Raw genomic sequence first — 18511 nt, forward strand, 5'->3', positions numbered from 1 at the left:
CGATGGTACTGGGGGGTCGACCCCTGGGAGAGTAGGTCGCCGCCGCAATAATTTTAAAAGGCTGCAGCCAGGCCAGGCTGCAGCCTTTAGTGTCTTTTAACAAAAAATAATAAACACGCTAACCGTCAGTTAACCATGATTTACATAGCTAACGACATTGCGTTAACATTAGCCTGCTATAATCCATTTGTAGTTAAAATTAATTAATCTTCTAAGGAGGTACTTTGTGCAAATGTTTGGCAGTGCTAAACGCAAATTGGTTGCTTCATTGCTAACCGGTGTGCTGTTGGTTGGCGGATTAACCGGTTGTGGTGGAGCAGAAAAGTCTGAAACGGGAAACAAAACCCAGGGTGATGCCACCGCAAAAACAACAATTACTACTGCCGGTTCAACATCGGTGCAACCCCTTTCCGAGGAACTGGCCAAAGCTTTTCAGTCCAAAAACCCCAACGTTACTATCAATGTTCAGGGCGGCGGCTCCAGCCAGGGTGTTAAAGCGGCAGCTGAGGGAATTGCGGAAATTGGCGCTTGTTCTCGCGAGCTGAAGGAATCGGAGAAAAGCCTGGGTCTGGTAGAAACCGTCATTGCACGGGATGGCATTGCCATAGTGGTAAACCCGCAGAACAGCCAGCTTGACTCACTCAGCATTGAGCAGGTGCGCAAAATTTATGCAGGCCAGATTACTAACTGGAAAGAAGTAGGAGGCCAGGACGCTCCCATCAATGTGGTGACCAGAGAAGCCGGTTCCGGTACACGGGGCGCTTTTGAAGAATTGGTCATGGGTAAGGATGCTAAAATTACGGACAAGGCCATCACTTCACCCTCCAACGGGGCAGTGCGCACCGCGGTAGCCGGTGATCCCCAAGCCATTGGATATGTTTCAATTGGTTATCTGAATAAAGAGGTAAAAGCTGTTAAAATTGACGGTGTGGAAGCTAGTGAAGCCAATGTGAAAAGCGGTCAGTACAAGATCAGCCGGCCTTTCCTTTACCTGACCAAAGGTGAGCCACAGGGGGCGACCAAGGATTTCATCGATTTTGTGCTTGGCCCGGAAGGGCAAAAAATTGTTGCCCAACATTACATTCCTGTTAAGTAATCATATACTTGAAACAGTATTTATTGTATCAAAAAGTCAGTGCCAACCTGTTCACCCCAGGGTTGGCATTATTTTTATACATACGGAGATAATGTTATTTATTTAACAAAGCGTTAATAATACTTAAAAGCAATCTTAATATATTAATGGCAGCATATTTAAAGCACATCTCGTATAATGAAGCAGCTAGCCGAACCAATTATGAACATGGAGAATATTTGCTCATGAACATCATGAACACAAGTAATAAAAAAATATCCGAAATACTTATTGAGAAACTGTTGCTGTTTTCAGCTACAACAGCAATTATGGTAGTATGTCTGATATTTGCTTTTATTTTTTTAGAAGGCCTGCCGGTAATCCAGAAATACGGAATCTGGCACTTCATAACCGGAAAGCATTGGTACCCTGAACAGGGTATATTTGGCATCCTCCCCATGATCATCGGATCATTTGTAGTTACGTTCATGGCGCTGGCTATTGGTATTCCCCTGGGGGTGGGTTGCGCTATATTTCTGGCCGAATTAGCTCCTCCCTGGTTGGCTCGACTGGTGCGTCCCGGTATTGAATTGCTGGCCGGTATCCCTTCGGTTGTCTACGGCTTTTACGGGCTGGTGGTGCTGGTGCCGTTTATCAGAGATCATCTGGGCGGAAGGGGCTTTTCGGCACTGGCTGCAGCCCTGATTCTGGCAGTGATGATTTTGCCGACCATAGTCAATATTTCTGAAGATGCCATCCGGGCTGTGCCCCGTGAATATAAAGAGGGTTCTATGGCTCTAGGGGCCACGCACTGGCAGACCATCAAAAAGGTGATTTTGCCTGGTGCAGCCTCAGGAATTGTAACCGCGGTGGTGCTGGGCATGGGCCGGGCTCTGGGAGAAACCATGGCCGTGATCCTGGTGGCGGGCAATGTGTCAGCAATACCCGATTCTATTCTGGCGTCGGTACGTACGCTGACAGCCAATATCGCCATTGAAATGGGTTATGCGGCCGATGACCATGCCAGAGCTCTTTTTGCCACCGGAATAGTTCTGTTTGTACTGATCATGCTGCTCAATTTGCTGCTGGCACTGGTACCCAAAAAAGCGACAACGGGGGAATAATCAAGACATGTTGTTTAACCGGTATGCGGAAGAAAAATTATTCCGGGTTTTGCTTTTTGTCTCCATCATCATCACATTGAGTAGCCTGTTTGCTATTCTATTCCATATTATCAGTCATGGCATTGGAGTGATCAGCTGGAAATTTATAACTGAATACCCTGTGGATATGGGCAAGAGCGGTGGGATATTCCCGGCTATTGTGGGTACATTTTACATTATTATAGTTTCCATCACGGTAGCGGCACCGATAGGCATTCTGGCTGCCGTCTATCTGACTGAATATACCCGCCGGAACAGCCGGCTGGTGCAGTTGATTCGGTTTGCCACAGAAACCCTGGCCGGCATACCATCCATTGTTTTTGGACTGTTCGGCTTTGCTTTTCTGGTTATTTACTTGCAGCTGAGCTGGTCAATACTCTCGGGCAGTTTGACTCTGGCCTGTATGATCCTACCGACAATTATCCGTACCTCCGAGGAGGCCATCAAGGCCGTACCCTACCAGTACCGGGAAGGTAGCCTGGCTCTTGGTGCTACCAAATGGCAGACAGTATCCAGAATTGTCCTTCCGGCAGCCCTACCGGGCATTGTAACAGGAATCATTCTCAGCATTGGCAGGGTAGTAGGGGAAACAGCAGCCGTACTGTTGACCGCAGGCAGTTCTCTGAATCTGCCAGGTAGCATCTTTGATCCTGTCCGAACACTGTCCATCCACCTGTATCTGCTGACCTTTGATGGTATATCATTCCCCATGGCTTACGGGACCGCCACCATTCTAATAATATTGATACTTTTAATCAATACCCTGGCCAATTTGATCATGCGCCGCATGTCCACCGTCCGTAACGGCTGACCGGAGAACAGAGCATTCAGCTGATTATTGCCTGTTGCGATCAACAGGCTTTTCTTTTGTATGCACGGTGCATTCGGAGAAATATAGTTCCTTTGAACCTGTTGATTATTCCATTCGGGGAGAAAGTAATGACCTTGTGCTTTAAAATCAATACAATTATGATAGGGTGTAGTGCGCAATAGTTAATATGTTCACAAAAAAAGGACGGGTCAAGCCTTGATCAAAATAGACCGTGAAAAGCTCAAGCAACTTCCCAAGATGTGCATCCTGGAGGAAAACAGGGTATGCGATAATTGTTGTGAGTGCTTTATCTGTGATCTCGACCCGACAAAAACCTGCGATAACTGTGCCAAGTGCATTGAGCTGGCTGATTTCAACTCTATAGACATTGATGATATACTGCTATACGATGAAAGCATTTTTGATTTTTCTAAGAATAAAAATAAAAAAAAGTACATTCAGGAAAGAAAAAATCCGGACCAGACTGGAAAATAATATGGAAGGGTAACCGAGAAGAAGGTAATAATTTTTGTAACAATTAAGTTCTCATAATAAATGTTATGTTAACCATTAATGATTCGGGTAATGAACCGGTGCGATAATCATTTTGAGCCCGTTGGGTTCGTAAAGATAACCCGTTTTGAGTTGGACAAAACCCAAAATAAATAAAATAAATAAAATAAATAAAATAAAACCGGGACTCCGGATGCAGCCGGCGGCTGTACCTGCGGAACCCCGGTTTTTTTATGTTTGCATGTTGTTATTGGACGCTACCTGGGCAGGAGGTTGTCGGTAATCCAGGTGCGTAATTCCGCATTGATATTGTAAAGTCCATCCCGATGCAGATCAATGCCCAGTTCCTGCACAGCGCGCTGGAGCATGTCCATCGGCGGCTGCTGCAGAGTGGTTTCACTTTTGGAACTGTAGGTACGCTTGATGAAAACTGCCAGGCGAGGTTGTCCATCAGCTACATCAATAGCAAAGGTAAATCCGGTCCGGGAGTCCAGGTGTTCCCTGGTCACATCGAAATCCCACATCAATTTATCTTTGATTTTTTCAAAAGCTTCCCGGTCAAACAAGTAGCTATCCCTCCTGTGTAATAATTCTAAATCTGGTCCGTTCGGGCAGCACTGGCATCCCGTGAATATGGGCACAAATTCGACATTAAATAAGACAATCCTGCCCGGATAAAGGCTGTTGTCCTGATTTCAATCAAAATTTACAGCAGGTATGTTTCCCGGCGGGTAGAATAATACATAATATCATGATAATTTGAAAGGAGTACCGCAATGACCGGTCCTATCAGCAACACACTTTTGGCTGCATTTCAGCAAGCCAGGTGGCCCTCCCTTGGTCCGGGTGAAAGTTTTAGGTTCGCCTGTCAGGATGAGTGCATGGGCAGATGCTGCCACAGCATCAAGATATTTCTGGATCCCTGGGACGTAGAGTGCATGGCCCGCTACCTGCAGATCAGCTCACAGCAGTTCATACAGCAGTACTGCCGCATCGACTTTGACCACCGCTATTGCTGGCCCTATGTTTTGTTGCGTGAGGCCGAAACCGGCAGTTGCTCCTTCATGCTGCCCGGCGGCCGCTGCAGCATCTACCCGGTGCGCTCCCGCAACTGCCGCACCTATCCACTGGCCAGGGCCGTCCGATTTACCTTCAATGATAATGATGATTGTACAGTAGAAGAAAAATATTTTCTCCTGCCCCGGCAACCCTTTTGTTTTGGATTCAATGGCCTGCAGGAATGGAATCTGCACAGCTGGCTGGCCGATTCCGGGCTGGCGGAATACAACGAAAAAGCCGATCTTTATTTGTCGGTGATTCAGTATGCTTTGGAAAAGCTAAACCTTGAACAATGGTTCAGCCCCACCCTGGCTCGCTTCTTCTTCCCCATCATTTTTTTACCCGAGGTTCTGCGCCAGAAATTCGGCCTGACCGGGGAAAAGCCCGACCACCAGGAATTTTATATCCGTCGGATGCGAGCGCTCCGGCTTCTACTGAGCGATCTGTCGACCAGTCTTCAACACCCGGAAGGCCATCCGGAGCAAAAGGCGCTGAACCAGACCAGCCTGGTGGAAAGATTAAGACAACTGTTAAGCGGGTGATCCAGCGTGTCTGTGCGAAATAGAGGCATTCTCAGGTATCTATTCCGGCAGAGGATACTTCTGCTGGTGTTTTTCCTATTTGTTACCGCAACGACCGGCTGTACCAATTTCCTGTCCCGGCGCGATGCGGCCCACAGTGCACTCCAACCGATTGTCCTGCCGGAAGCTGCCCAGCGCTTTCAGATCATTTATGAGCACGGTGAAACTCTGAATACAGGCGGTTTTACTATTCTAAGAGACAATAAAACCGGCGTCGAGTATCTGATTGTGACCGGTTTGAACGGTGCCCCTTCGATAACCGAGCTTAAAACAAAGCCGTAACCGTACCTTGTTTCTTTTGGAGAGCCAGGTTGTAGCATTCCAGCAGTTTCCGGGTGCAGGCTGCTGCAGACATTTCCCGGGCATGCTGCCTGGCCCGCTCAGACATCTGACTATACAGATCACTGCTGTTAAGCAACTGCTCTACCTTACAGGTGAAGGCGAGCTCATCCAGCGGCACCAGAAAACCGTCCCGACCGTCGCGTACCATGTCGATCACACCATTGGCTTGCACTGCAACTACGGGAAGGCCGCCAGCCATGGCCTCACCGATGACCAGGCCCTGTGTCTCAGTACATGAGGCAAAGACGAACAAATCGGCCCCCAGGTAGCAGTTGACGACACTTGTCCGATCCAGAGTACCGGTAAAGATAACCCGATCCCCCAGCCCCAGCTCATGTGCCTGAGCCCGGAGGTTTTGTTCCTCCGGGCCGCTACCCACCAGCACCAAACATGCATCCTCTCCGTGCTGGCACAGCAGGTTCATCACCCGCAACAGAAAAGCCTGATTTTTCTCCTGCCCCAGTCGCCCCACACTCAGCAGCACTTTTGTAGTCGGGTCAATGTTGTAAGTCCGGCGCAACCATTTACCATCGCCCGCTTCATACTCCTGCAGGTTGATCCCGGTGGGGACCACGGCCAGCTCGGTAACCACTCCCATATGCCGCAAGTGCTCGGCGATAATGGATGTAGGGGCAATTACCAGATCGCAGCTATTGCAAAATTCCCGGCAATAACGGCGGGTGATTTCCCGGGTTATTTGCTGGCCTATTGGCACATAGTGAACGTATTCATCATATAGCGTGTGAAAGGTAAAAACCAGTGGTACATTGAGCACCCGCGCATAGTAGGCCCCCAGGCGGCCCAGTAAAAATGGAGAATGTACATGAATCAGATCGGGCCTGATTTGCTGCCTAATTTTTTTACCCAGTCGCCAGGAAAAAGGCAGCGCCAGAGTGTAACGGGGATTGGTGGGGGCCGGAATGGAAGCAAACCGGTATATCCGCGGCTCCCGCTCCTGCTGGTAGGGATAGCTGGGGGCAAAGATAAACACCTCATGCCCCGCCTGCTGCAGTTCTCCGGTGAACAGCTCGATGGATCTAACCACTCCGCTGGTATAAGGTTTGTAGCTGTCTGTAAAGATCCCTATCCTCATAATTGCGCTCTCCCCGCTAGTTAAACCATTGTGTGCCAGATGAATTCCATCCGGATGATGCGCCAGCCAGTTGCGGTCAGTTTTAGACAGAAAACCCCCCTGCCCTGCTCGGTACTGCCGGTATCCAGGTCCAGCAATTCAACCGCGGCGGTAACCACAGCGCCGTTCTGATGCATGGTAACTGATGAAAAGGAAGTTACCTCGGCCCGCGTATATAGATCGGTGGGTGTCTGCACAAACTGCCAGGTTTTTTCGGTGATATCCTCCAGCAAATCGGCAGTATAATACTGGCTGAAATGCTCGTATAGCTGGTCTTTGCTATGCAATTTCATCCAGCAGGTGTCCTGGACCGCTCCGCGCACTACCTGCAAAACACCTTCCTCGGGATATTTTTCGCCCGCTACCGATATCATACCAGAATTTACATATATAATATAACCCGGTAAGAGCAAACCAATCAAAAATATTTTTACCAGCCGGCGCCAGTATACCATATTATGGTATCACCTCCATAATATAGTATACTACGCCCGCTTGCTCATTCCTGCCCGTGGAAAAATAAAAGCGGATTCGGAGAGCCGCCCTGGGCAATTACAGTCCGCGCAGATAATCTGGCTTCAGTCTGTACCGGTCAGGATTTTTCAGAGCCTCATCCAGCAGCGCCACCAGTGCCACCTGATCTCTGCTCAATATTCCTTTGAGAGGCAGGTAATTGGACGCGTGATTGCAACGAAAGACACAATTACTCACCTGCATGTGCTCCAGCATCAGCTTGATTTCGTTCAGAATCTCCCAGGGTCCTGGCAGGATAAACTCCCCCCGGGCTATTCTCACAGCCAGAACTGTACCCGGCACTGGCATCAGGGTTAGCAGGCCCAGATAATGAGGGTCAATTTGATTGAGCAGACGGGCGGTGTCCAGGGCATGCTCGCACAGCAGATTCCGGCCACCCAAACCGTTAATAACTGTTACCGAGAGTTTGAAGCCGGCCTGGATGGCTTTCTGTCCGGCTGCAATCATTTCCGCAGGGGTAACCCCCTTGTGCATCTGGCGAAGGATCTCCGCGTTGCCCGACTCCACACCCAGATAAAGGATTTCCAGGCCGGCCTGCCTGATTTCCTGCAGTTCTTGAGCGCTTTTTTCCAGTATATCCCGTGGGCCAGCATATGCTGCTACCCTTTCCAGCATCGGAAAGGCCCGGTACAAGCGGCCCAATAAATGCAGCATACTGGTTGTAGGCATGGCCAGAGCATTACCGTCGGCCAGGAAAATGCGCCGGGCCTGGCGCATTTCTTGTGCTGCCAGGGCAATGTCGGATTCTATTTCCTTCCAATCTTTCACCCGGAATTTTTTGGTTTTATACATGCCGCAGAAAGCACAGGCATTATGGGAACAACCAATGGTTACCTGCAGAATCAAGCTGAATGCTTCACTGGGTGGACGAAAAAGCGGCAGATCGTAATTCAGTCCAACCATAACTCACATCCCACCGTGTCGCGGATTGGCAGCAACTAACTGAATTGCTCTGGTGATGGCCGTGATCACATCGGCCCGGTTAGCCACTTCTTTAAGCGCTGCGTCTTTTAAAATTTCCCCTTTTTCCGAGACCACATAGTGGGGCTTCAGGCTGTTCAAGGCCAGGGCTTTGATGTCAGCCAGACAGCGCTCACACTGGCACAGCTGATTCCCCTGTTTCTGGTATTCACCTACCAGGACCATTAACATTTCGTTGACTGCATTTTCGGTGCAGTTCTTGATAATGATTTGAGACATGCTCGTTATTCATCTCCCAAACAAATTCCCAGCTGGCGGGCTGTTGTAACCAGCTGGCTGTTTACAGGTACACGGCGCATTTCGCCCACCGCTTCGGCCAGCGGCACTGTAGATATTTCGGTACCGCGCAGGCAAACCATCTGTCCGAACTGACCGGCCATAACGGCCTCCACCGCCGCAACTCCATAACGAGAGGCCAGAATACGGTCATAGGCAGTGGGCGAACCACCTCTTTGCAGGTGCCCCAGTACGGTAACCCGGCTCTCCTTACCGGTAGCCTGTTCGATCTGCCGGGCGATCACATTGCCAATCCCGCCCAGGCGGATGGGATCAAAGCTCCCTTCCACCTTCTGGTTGACCACCAGCTCCCCTTCCGTGGTTTTAGCTCCCTCGGCTACCACAATAATGCTAAAGCTCTTGCGCTGACCGGTACGCTCGTTTATTTTACGGACTATGGCCGGCAGTTGGTAAGGAATTTCTGGGATCAAAATTACATCGGCCCCACCGGCAATTCCTGCCGCCAGGGCAATCCAGCCAGCATAGCGCCCCATAACTTCCAGCACCATCACCCGGTGATGGGACTCGGCTGTACTGTGCAGTCTGTCCAGGGCCTCCATGGCCGTGTTCAGAGCTGTATCATAGCCAAAAGTCTGGTCGGTAGCCGAAAGATCATTGTCAATTGTTTTGGGTACACCTACCACTTTAAGGCCCCGTTCATGCAGTTCGCGGGCTATGGACAGGCTGCCGTCACCGCCAATCACAATCAGGGCATCTACTTCGTGGATGCTGATGTTTTCAAAGATCCGGTCCGACACGTCTGTATATACTACTTCACTACCGCGGATCACAGGAAAGTGGAAAGGATTATCCCGATTGGTCGTACCCAGAATGGTGCCGCCCCGGGGCAAAATTCCGGCCACGTCCTTTTCAGTCAGCTCCTGGGCCTGGTTTTTGATCAGTCCGCCGAAACCGTTCAAAAATCCCACTACCGAAAGGTTGTAACGCCTGATGGCACATTTGACCACAGCACGGATAACTGCGTTCAGACCCGGGGCATCGCCGCCTCCGGTTAACACCCCGATGCGCTTTATATCCATTCTATGCACCCTTCCCCTGGTTATTTATAACAAAGTCTTCAATAGCCGAGTTTACCGCAACGGGATTTTCCAGCATGAGCATGTGTCCGGCGGCCGGAATAAGCTGGTGCCGGCTACCCCAAATATGCTGGGCCAGATAATCCCCATATTTCACCGGAGTTAGTACATCATGCTCTCCACTTATAATCAGGGTCGGAATTCTGATAGTGCTCAGCTGATCCCGTACATCAAAAGCATCACAGGCGGAAAGATCCCGATAATATATATCCGGACCAGTGCTGTAATACTCCTTTTCGGCCAGACTCCGGATCTCCTCCGGCACACCGCGGGCGTAGAGGTAGTCCACAAATACCGGAGGATGTTGACCACGACCGAAGGTCTGTAGTACCTCGGGCAGCACTTTCAGTCTGGCTCCGGTGGCCACCAGGATCAATCCCTGCAGCATTTCGGGATGGTTGATGGCCAGATCCATGGCGATGGCCCCGCCCATGGAGTGACCGGCAATGAAGAAAGGCATGGCCGTGACCCGTCGGGCGAATTGATAGATAAATTCGCTGTAAGCCGCTATGCTGGAACAGGCCTGTCCTTCCGAAAATCCATGGCCAGGCAGGTCCAAGGCCAGGGCCAGCAGCCGCCTGCCCAGATGGGCCGATTGGTACAACCAGTGCCGGTGGTTCCCTCCCGCCCCGTGCACAAAGATGATTACACCCTCAGCCTGCTCCTCCGGAGGCACAACCGCATGATAGTAATATTTTTTCCCATCAATGATAACAAAGGGCATAATTCTACCTCCTTTCCGATTCCCGCTCCAGGACAATGTTATTTATTTTCTGTACATAATTTGATATTCCTGCTGTCTGGCAATTGCTGGTTGGTATAAAGAAAAGGCTGCCAGGTTTTCCGGCAGCCTTGAAAATTTTTAATGATGGTGACCATCGCAGCCATGACCGGCTGGCTTTTGGGGAACATCTTCATACTTTTTCCACATGGCGCTGAGCGCATAAGCGACAGCCAGCATGCCCACTGAGGTAACCACTCCAAAAATCAAACCCTGCCACCAGCTTTGAAAAAACATATTTTCACCTCTCTCCCGACAGTATTTTAGCATTACTGATGGGCTGCCCGGGCCATGTTTTCCAGTACAGCCTTCAACTTCTGCTGGGCCTCCCCGTAACCAGCCCAATCGGCATTTTTCAGCCTCTGCTCGGCTTCCTGCATCAGAGTCCGGGCCTGGTTGATCAGATCGCTCAGTCCGGATATAGTCGGTGCTTGCTGCTCCGGAGCCTGAAGCGGCGGTGCGCCCGCGACGCCCTGACCGAAAATACGCTTCAAAGCATTGTCCAGAGTGTTTTCCATGACAATCATGTCCCCGTGAGCCACAATTACTCTGCGCAGTTCGGGCATTTTGCTCTGCTCGGCCTGTAGATACAGGGGCTCTACATAGATCAACGAGTTCTTCACGGGAATCACCAGCAGATTGCCCCGGATAACCGAAGAGCCCCGTTGATCCCAAAGCGTTAGCTGCTGGGAAATATAGGTATCTTGGCTGATGCGCGCCTCAATCTGCATGGGCCCGTACACCAGCTCCTGTTTGGGAAACTCATACAGCACCAGCTCGCCGTAAGCTGGCTGATCAGAACGAGCGGCCAGCCAGGCCACCATATTCTTTTTATTCTGGGGGGTAAAAGGTAGAATCAGCAAGTACTGCGACTTGCTTTCCCCGGGGAGCCGGGTGATGGTGTAGTAAGGTTCCATCACTTGCTCCTCGCTGCTAAACAGTTCAGTAGGAAAGACCCATTTGTCCTCTTTATTATAGAAAACCTGTATGTTTTCCATATGAAAGACGGCATATTTGCGTGCCTGGATTTTAAACAGGTCTTCCGGATAACGCAGGTGTTTCTTCAGGTCGACTGGCATCTGATCCAACGGTTTAAACATACCCGGAAAGATCCGGCTATAAGACTGAATCAGCGGATCACCGGTATCGGCCAGGTAAAAGTCCACAGTGCCGTTGTAAGCATCTATGACTACCTTGACCGCATTGCGAATGTAGTTATTGCTGCCGGCAAAGGGTTCAGAGTAGGGATAACCGCTGGCATAGGTGTAGGCATCCCACATCCAGTACAGCCGGCCCTGGCTGATGACTATATAGGGATCCTGATCGTAGAGCAGAAAAGGAGCCAGCTTCTGCACACGCTCCGCAATGTTGCGATTGAACAGTACCCGGCTATCCGGGGTGACTTCGGTAGAAAACAGCAACTTGTAGTCACCCAGAACAAAGGCGAAGAGCAACCGGCGGGCCAGTCCGCCCACGTAAACTCCATCCTTACCCCGGTAGGTGGTATAGGCGTTGGCGTCTCCCTGCGGGTAATCAAACTCCTGCGCCCGGGTATTGACAATGACATAGTTGTTCGTAAGTTCCCCAAAATAGATTTCCGGGCGGTCGATCTTAAGACCGGCGCTGGTTACCGGAGGGATGTCCCGTATCCAGAGATGAGGCAACCCTTCCTCGCTAACCTCATTCACCGGACTAACTACCACCCCGTAGCCGTGGGTATATTTCAGATGTTTGTTAACCCAGGTCTGGGCCTGGGCCGGCAGTTGCTCCTGGTTTAATTCCCGGGCAGCCAGCATGACCTGGCGGGCCAGGCCGTTTACCCCGTAGCGATCCACATCAATATTGCGCAGTTCATAGTAGAGCCGCATTTCCTGCAACTGGCTGTAGGTTTGTTGTAAAGGCCGGTAATCCCAAAGGCGAATGCTGTTCACAGCATCGCGGTTAGCCTGCAAATCGGCGGCCGTGAGCTTTTGTCCGGCCGGAAATGGTTTTTTAACTATCCGGTCTAGCTGGTAGGCCATTCGGGTGAACTTGATGTGGTTTTCCAGTGGCACCTTTTCCTTATTCAGTTCATCCGGCAGAACCACAAACTTTTGCAGCAGCAGAGGGTAAATTCCGCCAGCAACCAGGGCAGCCAGTACCAAAAAGGCAATGGTGAAAAGAACATAGCGAAATTTGCGCAGAAAAGCATTGACTAAAATTACAATAGCACAAAAAATTGACACAAAAAAGAGGATCTTATAGGCAGGTAGGGTGGCATGCAGGTCGGTGTAAGATGCACCATAAACAATGCCCGCCGGATTGCACAGCAGACCGTACTGCTTGAGCCTGTAGCCCCAGGCCAGCAGCAGGAAAAAAAGCGCCGCCAGAAGCGAAAGATTGTAACGGGGACGGGTAGCGGTAAAAATCCCTTTAATACCCTGCCGCAGATCGGCCAGCCAGTACAGCGCGGTGCTGGCCAGCAAGAGTATGATCAGCAATGTCTGTAGCAGCCCGTAAACTAACCGGTACACCGGCAACTGAAATACATAAAAACCAATATCCCGGTGAAAGACCGGATCAGTGATATTAAAAGCAGCCGGATGCAAAAACCGCTGCAGGGTAGCCCAGTCGCTACTTGCCGCTGCACCGGCCATGATTGCTACCAGCAGACAGAACAGCACCAGCGTAGGCCTAACCCAGCGGCCAGAACTATAAATTGCCGGTTCCTGATCAATGACAATAACATTTTCCTGCTCACTGTAAACGCGGCGGTGGGATAGGGCCGTGCGCAAATAGCTGGCGGCTGGCCACAGCCCCGGCAAAAGTACGATAAAATAAAGCGCAAATACCCCCAGCTTCAGTCCCCACTGTGTCAGCCAGGTAGTCCAGAACACCTGCTCATAATGCAGGGAACTGTACCAGAGGTAGTCGATATAAAAACCCGCACCCCAGCGCAGCCCCGCCCAGAGCAAAAACAGCAATACTAGCCAGAAATATACACTTTTACGGCCGGCAAATACGGGCAATAATCATCCCCCCGCAACTACATGGGCTTGGGTACCTTTTGCGATTCATCGGATTCATGCCGCAGTTTGGCTTCACACAGCTGGCAAAATACCACCGGAGATTTTTTGGGCAGTTCATCCTCATCATCGTAAGGATCGGGTATAAACTCTTCGGTTTCGACTATTCTGCCGCACATGATGCACCTGGCCTGCACCGGCCTGCACCTCCTTTAATTATATCCGATTCAACCTAAGAACTTCCACGTTTCGTTGTTCATTTCCTGCTGCTGTCCGAAAATTCATTTTCCCTCTTGCCAATAAAGGCGACAGCCAGCAGCCAGGTCTTCGGGCAGGTAAAGAGCCCATGGTTCATCGTGCAGCACCTGCAGGTGACTAAAATCACTGCCGGCTACCGGAAAGAGCGTGAAACGTCCCACCAGCCGCAAATGGGCCGTAAATCCCCGATCCTGATCGGTGCTCAAATAAAAAGCCATATTAAAAGAAACAATATTCAGTCTGTTGTAATATTGAATAACCTTTTCTAGACCAACCAGCAGATCGGCAACATCCTGACCCGTCAGGTCGTCAATGGTTCGGCACTCCGGAATGACCGCCGTAATGTCGGCCAGGTGGCGCGGTGCAAAAGTAGCCAGCCAGACCACCCGGCCGGTGCTGCCCACAAAGCGCGGGCCTTCCCGCTCCTTTGCTACCAGATCATCCCAATAATTGCTGCCGTGCTGATTCAAATATTGGCCGGATCGCTCCAGCATTCTGGCCGCATAGTTGGTGGGACGGGTACCGGCCATCACCTGCCAGTGGGGGTGGATCAACGAGCCGCCGGCATAAGGCATGTAGTTCCAGTTGATGGAGGCATAGCGGCTGCCCTCTCTATCATACTTCCGGGCTCTGACAATGAACTCCCGGGCCAGCTCAAAGCTGTCGCGCATGAAGTCGTGTTTTAAATCTTCTATGGGAACATAATGCTCCGAGCTCATAATGATCACGCCAGTGTACTGCTCATAGGGGTGCAGATTGGGCACCAGCAAGGCATCGCCTCTTCTCAGCCGTCCCTCCGGGATAAAGTCCTCCGGAAACCGGGGGGTTACCTGTTCCACAACAGCAGGGCAAAAGGGACAGAAGCCGCGCCGGGATTGTTCCACGAAGGGGGTCCAATCATGCCGGGGCAGGCCCAGCTGGCGAAAAGGAAAGAGACGAACGCTGTCCCTGGTCAAGGGATCATAGCGCACCTCAGCGGTGACCTCGCGCAGCTGAAATCCCGCAGACGGGTCCTGAAAGCTGGCTTTGATGAACTCTCGGGTAAATTGCCAGGTCAATTTGTATTCACCCCGCAATAATTATTCTGGGATAATTTTCTTTATATGGTATTATACAATGCCGCCCCGGGCCGAACAAATAAAAAATCAGGATGCGCACATCCTGATCTTTATACACAGGTATCTGTCCCGGTTATTTGCTGCGCCAGGCGGAAAGGGCCAGTTTTTCCACCAGATCCGCAAATTCCATACCCGCAGCCCGGGCAGCATCGGGTACCAGGCTGGTTTCGGTCATGCCCGGAATGGTGTTAACCTCCAGGATATAGGGCCGATGCTCAGCCCGGCTCACCATAAAGTCTACCCGAATCACTCCACGCAGCTCCAACACTGCGTACACTTTTTCGGCCAGTCGTTTCAACTCCTGTTGAACGTCTGCGGGCAAACGGGGCGGCATGATGTGATCGCTCAACCCCGCGGTGTATTTGGCCTGATAATCATAGTAACCTGTCCTGGAAACAATCTCGATCAGCGGCAGGGCTACCGGCTGCTCATCACCCATCACCGCGGCAGTCACTTCAACACCATCAATCATTTCTTCGATCAGAGCATCATCCCCGTACCGGAAAGCTTCCTCCAACGCAACCGGCAACAGCGCCTGCTCCCGGACAAAGGTCACCCCGATGGTTGAACCCTGCCGGGGAGCCTTAACCACTGCCGGCAGAGGTACCATCCCGGTCATGCGCTGCAGGACACCGTTTAGCCCCGCTTCCTGATACTCCCGCCGGCGGACAACAATGAAACGGGGCGTGGGCAGACCTTCATAGACCAGCAGCTTTTTGGTAGTTGTTTTGTCCATGCAGACGGCACTGGACAGAACTCCCGGCCCCGTGTAAGGTATGTTTAGGATCTCCAACAACCCCTGGATAGTGCCGTCCTCCCCGCCCGGGCCGTGCAGGGCCAGAAAGGCCAGTCCCACTTTTTCCCGGCGCAGGTTATCTACAATCTGCTCATCCACATCGATCTTGACCACGTCATACCCTTTCTGGAGCAGAGCATTGTATATGGCCTCACCCGTGCGCAGAGAAACCTCCCTCTCTGCCGACCTGCCGCCCATCAGTATGCCGATTCTGGGAAGCATTTTTTCACCCCCGGTCATCTTTAGGAAATATTTATGTCGCTGTATTTAAGTATATCCCCAAGAAAAAAGGCCAGCACCCGCACTACAGCGAATACTGGCCATGTGGCAGGGGAGACAGGACTCGAACCCGCAACCTACGGTTTTGGAGACCGCCGCTCTACCAATTGAGCTACTCCCCTGCGTTGCTCACATCTACGCGGCAATATTTATTATAATACTCGACGGCTGGTCAGTCAACACCTCCCCGCTATACTGAATAATTTTTTTGCACTCCGGCAAACTCAACACTACCGGTAGACCCTATGAAGTAACCGACTGCTGGGTGGAACGACCAAAGAAGGACAGGATCCGGAGCACCATTCGGATAACAGGGTTGTTGAAAGAATTTTTCAGGCTCTTGTAGTCATCCTTAACCTTCTTCAGCTCCTGACGTAAAAACTTTACTGACCGCTGCAGATCATCACGCTCGTCCAACACCTTTTTTAATTCCTTGTTTAGCTCGCGTACCTCTTCCTGCCACCGGCTTTCGGTCAGTTGGATATTTTCATTCTGCCGGCCCAACTTCTGGCGCAATTCCAGCACCTGGGTTTGCAGCTCGGCCACCTTTGTAGCATGCTGATCCTTCAGTTCCGCCAGCAATGCTTTGTTTTCCCGATCCTTCTCCTTGTACTGCTGCAACCGGGTGAACATAGCTTCCAGATCCTGCTGTTTGCGTTGCAGTGCCTCTTTGTAGTGAAGGTTTTCCTCGGCCGACTGACGGGCTCGCTTGACCCACAGCCGGCACTGGTACAAAATGCTGTTGCACTTTCTCTCCAGGTAGTCAATGTGCTCCCGATAGCGAAAGATTTCCTTCTTGCGCAACTGCAGCAGCAAGTCTTTTTCCGCCATCTGTGATAGCAGGTGCTCATTGCGGTGGGCCTCCTGAACCCTTAGCGCCAGAGCCGCCGCTGCTTCTTTCTGGGCCAGGGAGGCTTCCTTGAGCTGCCTGTCCAAAGACATCACCTTGCGCTGCCAGCGCTCTTTTTCGGACTGCCACCGCTGGTGATAACGGGCCAGGGTCTTAAGATAGCGCTGCATAAAAGAATCGTAGGCACTGTGCACAGCCGGATTATATACCCAGATGCTGTCGCTGATCTGCTCGAAATAAGGAAATTTTTGCAGGGTACAGGTAATGGCCGGAGTATCGGTTTTTTTCCATCCCCCCACAATGTCCAACAACTGCTGCACCGACAGTCCGCCGGGATGAGACTTAAGGGCCTTAATCAGCAGCTGTTTTAAAGAATACTTTTCGTTTTCCACCTGCCACTCGGTCAGCACCCATTGCCCGTTCTCCAATTGTACAAAACGGCCGTCAGCCAGCAGGGAGGCCTCCTCCGCCAGCAGCTTCCGAGCCTTCTTCTTCCCCCGACTGCTGTTGCGGGTCAGTTCCTTTATGCTAACCGGATGCTGCTTTCTCAGCAGGTAACTGTAAAATGGATCGTTCTCCCGCTTGCCCTGCAGGTTTAGAGTCCAAATATTACCTTTGCTCACAAAGCAATCATTCTGTTGCAAACAACGGCTAATTTTTTCCTCAACCTGCTGTGGCGTGCAATCCTTGAGCATTTTTTTCTGTACGTAAGGCAGCAATTCGGGAACGCTCAATCCATCAAAAAAGAACAGGGTTTTTTTCAGTACGTCTGTTAATGAGTGCAAACTGCTCTCCATAACTAACACCCCTTAATTTATTCAAATTACCATTTTATTCCATTGTCAATAATAATATTCTCCACATATTGCCATATCCCTTTTTCTGCCAGCCTGCAAGTGAAAAAATTTTTTCTGCGCCATCTATTTAAATGTTAATTAATGTATAATGTACTTTAAGAGGGGTGTTACAGATGGAACAAATAAAGCTTCCCATTGGTGCGGAAGGGGAAATCCTGCTGGAAGGGCCCGTGCACAGCACCGTCCTTTCCGATTTGACCATGGACGAAAAACTGTGTAACTTTCGCCAGCCGGAAAAGCAAAAGATCGCTCTGCGAGAAATTGCTGCTGCCAGCGATGGCCTGGTCTACATCGCCCGCAGCGGCAACTGCATCGTCGGATATGTTACCTTCCATCGCCCCGATTCTTTCAGCCGCTGGAGCAAGCATCCCCGCATATTGGAGCTTGGCGCTATTGAGGTCAGTCCGTCCTACCGCCGGCATAAACTGGCCCGCCACCTCTTGCAAATGGCCTTTGCCCATCCGGTGATGGAGGATTTTATTGTTATCACCATCGAATTCTGCTGGCACTGGGACCTGGACAACACCGGCCTGACCATCTGGGAATACCAAAAGATGCTGACCAGATTGTTTGGTACGGTGGGCCTGGAGAAAGTAGAAACTGACGATCCGGACATCCTGGAACATGTAGCCAATGTCCTGATGGCTCGCATCGGGAAAAACGTTTCCCCACAGGATAGGGAAATGTTCCGGGCCATGCAATTTATGCACACCGGCCCGACCCAGTAGCTTTTCGCAGGCGATAAGTAATCCCCATCCTGCCGGCAGGATGGGGATTTAACATTGTCATCTGGGAGGAAAAGGCGCGGTGCTTTTTGGGCTCATTTACCGTACATTTGGGTGCGTGTTGACCGCGTACGACACTTAAAGCAAAAGGGCCGTGGTGGTTTCCACGGCCCCCTGGGCTTAAAGGCTTTTGGTGTCGGAGGCGGGACTTGAACCCGCACGGTTTCCCATACGCCCCTCAAACGTACGCGTCTGCCAGTTCCGCCACTCCGACATTA

The 18511-nt window shown here is 51.0% G+C and carries 19 protein-coding genes and 2 tRNA genes; 6 read left to right on the forward strand and 15 right to left on the reverse strand.

The features are described 5' to 3' along the window. Positions 1-232 precede the first annotated feature (232 nt). The 3 genes from ACUVTU_RS03660 (at position 233) to pstA (ending at position 3049) form a co-directional block, all read left to right on the forward strand. Positions 233-1096, forward strand: coding sequence for a phosphate ABC transporter substrate-binding protein PstS family protein (locus ACUVTU_RS03660; RefSeq protein ID WP_445888680.1), 864 nt, complete (start codon positions 233-235; stop codon positions 1094-1096). A gap of 224 nt (positions 1097-1320) precedes the next feature. Continuing rightward, complete coding sequence (gene pstC / locus ACUVTU_RS03665; RefSeq protein WP_445888614.1) at positions 1321-2199, forward strand: phosphate ABC transporter permease subunit PstC; 879 nt, start codon at positions 1321-1323, stop codon at positions 2197-2199. 7 nt (positions 2200-2206) lie between these two features. Next, positions 2207-3049, forward strand: coding sequence for a phosphate ABC transporter permease PstA (pstA, locus tag ACUVTU_RS03670; RefSeq protein ID WP_445888615.1), 843 nt, complete (start codon positions 2207-2209; stop codon positions 3047-3049). Positions 3050-3819: 770 nt separating this feature from the next. On the opposite strand, the gene ACUVTU_RS03675 is transcribed toward pstA, so the two are convergent. Next, positions 3820-4128 carry a DVU0772 family protein gene (locus ACUVTU_RS03675; protein WP_445888616.1) on the reverse strand — a complete coding sequence of 103 codons (309 nt, stop codon included), beginning with the start codon at positions 4126-4128 and terminating at the stop codon, positions 3820-3822. Between the two features lie 210 nt (positions 4129-4338). On the opposite strand from ACUVTU_RS03675, the gene ACUVTU_RS03680 reads away from it, so the two are divergent. Continuing rightward, the gene (locus ACUVTU_RS03680; RefSeq protein WP_445888617.1) at positions 4339-5163 is read left to right on the forward strand and encodes a YkgJ family cysteine cluster protein; all 825 of its coding nucleotides are present in this window, start codon (positions 4339-4341) and stop codon (positions 5161-5163) included. A 66-nt stretch (positions 5164-5229) separates the two neighbouring features. Beyond that, positions 5230-5484 (forward strand): DUF6440 family protein, encoded by a 255-nt coding sequence (locus ACUVTU_RS03685; protein ID WP_445888618.1) that lies wholly within the window; start codon positions 5230-5232, stop codon positions 5482-5484. On the opposite strand, the gene ACUVTU_RS03690 is transcribed toward ACUVTU_RS03685, so the two are convergent. The 13 genes from ACUVTU_RS03690 to ACUVTU_RS03750 all read right to left on the reverse strand — a co-directional run bounded on the left by ACUVTU_RS03690 (position 5468) and on the right by ACUVTU_RS03750 (position 17448). After that, on the reverse strand, positions 5468-6637 hold the full coding sequence (locus ACUVTU_RS03690) for a glycosyltransferase family 4 protein (protein ID WP_445888619.1): 1170 nt from the start codon (positions 6635-6637) through the stop codon (positions 5468-5470). The two genes, ACUVTU_RS03685 and ACUVTU_RS03690, sit on opposite strands and share 17 nt — an antisense overlap. A 20-nt stretch (positions 6638-6657) precedes the next feature. Next, positions 6658-7008 carry a hypothetical protein gene (locus tag ACUVTU_RS03695; RefSeq protein WP_445888620.1) on the reverse strand — a complete coding sequence of 117 codons (351 nt, stop codon included), beginning with the start codon at positions 7006-7008 and terminating at the stop codon, positions 6658-6660. Positions 7009-7228: 220 nt separating this feature from the next. Further along, positions 7229-8113, reverse strand: coding sequence for a radical SAM protein (locus ACUVTU_RS03700; protein ID WP_445888621.1), 885 nt, complete (start codon positions 8111-8113; stop codon positions 7229-7231). A gap of 3 nt (positions 8114-8116) precedes the next feature. Then, on the reverse strand, positions 8117-8410 hold the full coding sequence (locus ACUVTU_RS03705; protein WP_445888622.1) for a late competence development ComFB family protein: 294 nt from the start codon (positions 8408-8410) through the stop codon (positions 8117-8119). A 5-nt stretch (positions 8411-8415) separates the two neighbouring features. After that, the gene (locus ACUVTU_RS03710; protein ID WP_445888623.1) at positions 8416-9507 is read right to left on the reverse strand and encodes a 6-phosphofructokinase; all 1092 of its coding nucleotides are present in this window, start codon (positions 9505-9507) and stop codon (positions 8416-8418) included. A gap of 1 nt (position 9508) precedes the next feature. Next, entirely contained in the window at positions 9509-10288 is a 780-nt protein-coding gene (locus ACUVTU_RS03715; protein WP_445888624.1) for an alpha/beta fold hydrolase, read from the reverse strand. Positions 10289-10426: 138 nt separating this feature from the next. After that, complete coding sequence (locus ACUVTU_RS03720; RefSeq protein WP_445888625.1) at positions 10427-10582, reverse strand: hypothetical protein; 156 nt, start codon at positions 10580-10582, stop codon at positions 10427-10429. Between the two features lie 32 nt (positions 10583-10614). Further along, entirely contained in the window at positions 10615-13353 is a 2739-nt protein-coding gene (locus tag ACUVTU_RS03725; RefSeq protein ID WP_445888626.1) for a UPF0182 family membrane protein, read from the reverse strand. A 17-nt stretch (positions 13354-13370) separates the two neighbouring features. Further along, positions 13371-13547, reverse strand: a complete 177-nt coding sequence (locus ACUVTU_RS03730) for a hypothetical protein (RefSeq protein ID WP_445888627.1) — start codon at positions 13545-13547, stop codon at positions 13371-13373. 84 nt (positions 13548-13631) lie between these two features. Beyond that, positions 13632-14666, reverse strand: coding sequence for a hypothetical protein (locus tag ACUVTU_RS03735; RefSeq protein ID WP_445888628.1), 1035 nt, complete (start codon positions 14664-14666; stop codon positions 13632-13634). Between the two features lie 133 nt (positions 14667-14799). Beyond that, positions 14800-15744 (reverse strand): D-alanine--D-alanine ligase, encoded by a 945-nt coding sequence (locus ACUVTU_RS03740; protein WP_445888629.1) that lies wholly within the window; start codon positions 15742-15744, stop codon positions 14800-14802. A 103-nt stretch (positions 15745-15847) separates the two neighbouring features. After that, a tRNA-Trp gene (locus ACUVTU_RS03745) sits at positions 15848-15923 on the reverse strand. Positions 15924-16044: 121 nt separating this feature from the next. After that, positions 16045-17448, reverse strand: a complete 1404-nt coding sequence (locus ACUVTU_RS03750) for a phage-shock protein (protein WP_445888630.1) — start codon at positions 17446-17448, stop codon at positions 16045-16047. Between the two features lie 173 nt (positions 17449-17621). Here ACUVTU_RS03750 and ACUVTU_RS03755 point away from each other — a divergent pair, with 173 nt between their 5' ends. Then, entirely contained in the window at positions 17622-18236 is a 615-nt protein-coding gene (locus ACUVTU_RS03755) for a GNAT family N-acetyltransferase (protein WP_445888631.1), read from the forward strand. Positions 18237-18424: 188 nt separating this feature from the next. Here the strand turns inward: ACUVTU_RS03755 and ACUVTU_RS03760 are convergent. Beyond that, positions 18425-18507: transfer RNA gene (locus ACUVTU_RS03760), tRNA-Leu, on the reverse strand. Between the last annotated feature and the right edge of the window lie 4 nt (positions 18508-18511).

It is taken from the genome of Desulfurispora sp. (assembly GCF_052744395.1).

Excerpts from the sequence above, each read along its gene's own strand:
- ACUVTU_RS03660 (WP_445888680.1), top strand. The coding sequence starts at position 233 with ATGTTTGGCAGTGCTAAACGCAAATTGGTTGCTTCATTGCTAACCGGT.
- pstC (WP_445888614.1), top strand. The coding sequence starts at position 1,321 with ATGAACATCATGAACACAAGTAATAAAAAAATATCCGAAATACTTATT.
- pstA (WP_445888615.1), top strand. The coding sequence starts at position 2,207 with ATGTTGTTTAACCGGTATGCGGAAGAAAAATTATTCCGGGTTTTGCTT.
- ACUVTU_RS03680 (WP_445888617.1), top strand. The coding sequence starts at position 4,339 with ATGACCGGTCCTATCAGCAACACACTTTTGGCTGCATTTCAGCAAGCC.
- ACUVTU_RS03690 (WP_445888619.1), bottom strand. The coding sequence starts at position 6,637 with ATGAGGATAGGGATCTTTACAGACAGCTACAAACCTTATACCAGCGGA.
- ACUVTU_RS03700 (WP_445888621.1), bottom strand. The coding sequence starts at position 8,113 with ATGGTTGGACTGAATTACGATCTGCCGCTTTTTCGTCCACCCAGTGAA.
- ACUVTU_RS03705 (WP_445888622.1), bottom strand. The coding sequence starts at position 8,410 with ATGTCTCAAATCATTATCAAGAACTGCACCGAAAATGCAGTCAACGAA.
- ACUVTU_RS03710 (WP_445888623.1), bottom strand. The coding sequence starts at position 9,507 with ATGGATATAAAGCGCATCGGGGTGTTAACCGGAGGCGGCGATGCCCCG.
- ACUVTU_RS03715 (WP_445888624.1), bottom strand. The coding sequence starts at position 10,288 with ATGCCCTTTGTTATCATTGATGGGAAAAAATATTACTATCATGCGGTT.
- ACUVTU_RS03720 (WP_445888625.1), bottom strand. The coding sequence starts at position 10,582 with ATGTTTTTTCAAAGCTGGTGGCAGGGTTTGATTTTTGGAGTGGTTACC.
- ACUVTU_RS03740 (WP_445888629.1), bottom strand. The coding sequence starts at position 15,744 with ATGCTTCCCAGAATCGGCATACTGATGGGCGGCAGGTCGGCAGAGAGG.
- ACUVTU_RS03750 (WP_445888630.1), bottom strand. The coding sequence starts at position 17,448 with ATGGAGAGCAGTTTGCACTCATTAACAGACGTACTGAAAAAAACCCTG.
- ACUVTU_RS03755 (WP_445888631.1), top strand. The coding sequence starts at position 17,622 with ATGGAACAAATAAAGCTTCCCATTGGTGCGGAAGGGGAAATCCTGCTG.